The 2,171-nt window shown below is 73.4% G+C and carries 3 protein-coding genes and 1 pseudogene; all 4 read right to left on the reverse strand.

Annotated features, from left to right (window positions below; all coding sequences use genetic code 11):
* Positions 1–244, reverse strand: a pseudogene (locus tag EYA84_RS30850) (hypothetical protein); the annotation flags it as partial.
* A 23-nt stretch (positions 245–267) separates the two neighbouring features.
* Entirely contained in the window at positions 268–1,137 is an 870-nt protein-coding gene (locus EYA84_RS30855) for a PspA/IM30 family protein (RefSeq protein WP_131057729.1), read from the reverse strand.
* Between the two features lie 205 nt (positions 1,138–1,342).
* A complete protein-coding gene (locus tag EYA84_RS30860) occupies positions 1,343–1,801 on the reverse strand; it encodes a helix-turn-helix domain-containing protein (RefSeq protein WP_131057730.1) in 459 nt (152 codons plus the stop codon).
* Positions 1,802–1,926: 125 nt separating this feature from the next.
* A partial coding sequence (locus tag EYA84_RS30865; protein WP_131057731.1) for a CinA family protein occupies positions 1,927–2,171 on the reverse strand: 245 nt, incomplete at its 5' end.

Here is a 2,171-nt window from a genome sequence, read left to right on the forward strand (position 1 = left end):
GGTCGAGCGCGGGCGGGGCGGGCTGGGCGGCCAGTGCCCGCAGGTCCACCCAACGCCAGGCGGCCAGGGCGGTGGAGGCGCCTGCGGCGGCGGCCCAGGCGGCGTCGGCGAGGCCGATACCGGCGTACGGGGTCAGGATGACGGTGGCACCGCCGAGCCCACCGGCCAGTACGCTCCACCGGCGGGCGGAGCGGCGAAGCTTGCCCAGCCGGCGGAAGTAGCGGGTGCGCTCGTCTGTTGCCACCGTCGCCTCCTTGACGCCTCGGTTCAGCCGGCGGCGCTGGCGTCGCCGGGGTTGCGATCCCGGTTCATGCTGGCGCGCAGCTCGTCGAGGCGGGCCACACCGGGGTCGTTGGTCTGCGCGGCGGGCTGCTGGCCACCGACGGCGTCCCGGTCGGCGGTGCCGCCGAGCTGCTCACCGGCCATGCTGGCGCGGATCTGGTCGAGTCGGGCCGACCCGGCCACGTCCAGCGTAGCCTTCTGGATCTCCAGCATCCGGCCCTCGGCCGAGTTGCCGGCCAGCTCGGCGCGGCCCATCGCGGTGGAGTAGCGGCGTTCGATGCGGTCGCGGACCTCGTCCAGGCTGGGCGTGCTGCCGGGAGCGGTGAGCGCCGACATGGACTCCAGCGAGGAGGCCACCGTCTCCTGCATCTTGGCCTGTTCGAGCTGGCTGAGCAGCTTGGCCCGCTCGGCGAGCTTCTGCTGGAGGATCATCGAGTTGTTCTCGACCGCCCGGCGGGCCTGGCCGGCGGCGGCGAGCGCCTGGTCGTGCAGGGTCTTGAGGTCCTCGGCGGCCTGCTCCGAGGAGACGAGCTGGCTGGCGAGCGTCTGCGCGGACTGCTCGTAGCGTCCGGCCTCGGTCTCGTCGCCCTTCGCCCGGGCCTGGTCGGCGAGGACCAGCGCCTGCCGGGCGTTGCTCTGCAACCGCTCGACGTCCGACATCTGCCGGGAGAGCTTCATCTCCAGTTGCCGCTGGTTGCCGATCACCGCGGCGGCCTGCTGCACGAGCGCCTGGTGTTGCCGGTGCGCCTCGTCGATCGCCTGCTGGAGCTGCACCTTGGGATCGGCGTGCTCGTCGATTCGGGCGCCGAAGAGCGCCATCAGGTACTTCCACCCCTTGACGAACGGGTTCGCCATCTCCGCCGTATCCCCTCAGTCACGTTCGCTGCGCCAACCGCCATGTCCGGCCGGCCCAGCTCGGCCACCGGCGATGGTGGGTCCATCGTCCCCGCCGAGCGCCAGCACGGCATCCGTACCGGCGCGAGGGGGACGCTGCGATCAACCCTACGCGGCGGTCGCCACCTCGACCATCGGCCGGCGGCTCACGCGGTGTGGAACACGCTCAGGCGGCGCAGACCACGTCCCGCTCGGTGCGCTCGGCGGAGCGGACCCGGGTGCTGCGCAGGGTCGCCTTGAGCGGGGACTCCTGGCGCACCGCGACCGCGACGGAGCCGTCCGAGCTGACCTGGCGGACCGGTCGACCGGTGGACTTGTGCACCGCCGTCGCGCCGACCGGAGTCGCCTCGGCCGGCTCGTCCTGCACCGGCACCAGCACGCCCGGCAGCTGCTCGGCGAGGGCGACGGTGTCGCTGACCTCGCGCAACAGCTCGGACAGACGGGCGCCGAGGGCGTCGCAGATCGCGGCGAGCAGTTCGCTTGAGGGTTCCTTCTGGCCGCGTTCGATCTCGGACAGGTAGCCCAGGCTGACGTTGGCGGCGGAAGAGACCTCGCGCAGCGTGCGGTGCTGCCCCTGCCGGCGCGCCCGTAGTGCGTCACCGATCACCCGGCGTAGCAGGACCATCGCACCTCCCCTGAGGGACACAGTTCGCCCGGCCGCCGGCCCGGTGGTGCGCACCGGCTCCGACTGTCGGAGCTTTCCCGCAACCGTACCCGTTGTGGGCCGCCGCGACATCCCGCCCCGCCCTCCTAGCTTGCGGCAGCGGCGTCCTTCTGCACGTGGGCGGTGACCATCCGCAGCGCCTCGGTGACGGTTTCGCCCCGAATGTGGTCCCGGCTGCCGTCCAGGTGGAGTTCGCGGACCTCGCTGCCGTGCGGGCCGGCGACCGCGACGTAGACCAACCCGACCGGCTTGCCGTCCTGCGGCTCCGGGCCGGCGACGCCGGTGGTGGCCAGGCCCCAGTCGGCGCCGCAGCGCCGCCGTCCGCCCTCGG

Origin of the sequence: Verrucosispora sp. SN26_14.1, from assembly GCF_004307965.1 — a bacterium.
GTDB lineage: Bacteria > Actinomycetota > Actinomycetes > Mycobacteriales > Micromonosporaceae > Micromonospora.

Excerpts from the sequence above, each read along its gene's own strand:
- EYA84_RS30860 (WP_131057730.1), bottom strand. The coding sequence starts at position 1,801 with ATGGTCCTGCTACGCCGGGTGATCGGTGACGCACTACGGGCGCGCCGG.
- EYA84_RS30855 (WP_131057729.1), bottom strand. The coding sequence starts at position 1,137 with ATGGCGAACCCGTTCGTCAAGGGGTGGAAGTACCTGATGGCGCTCTTC.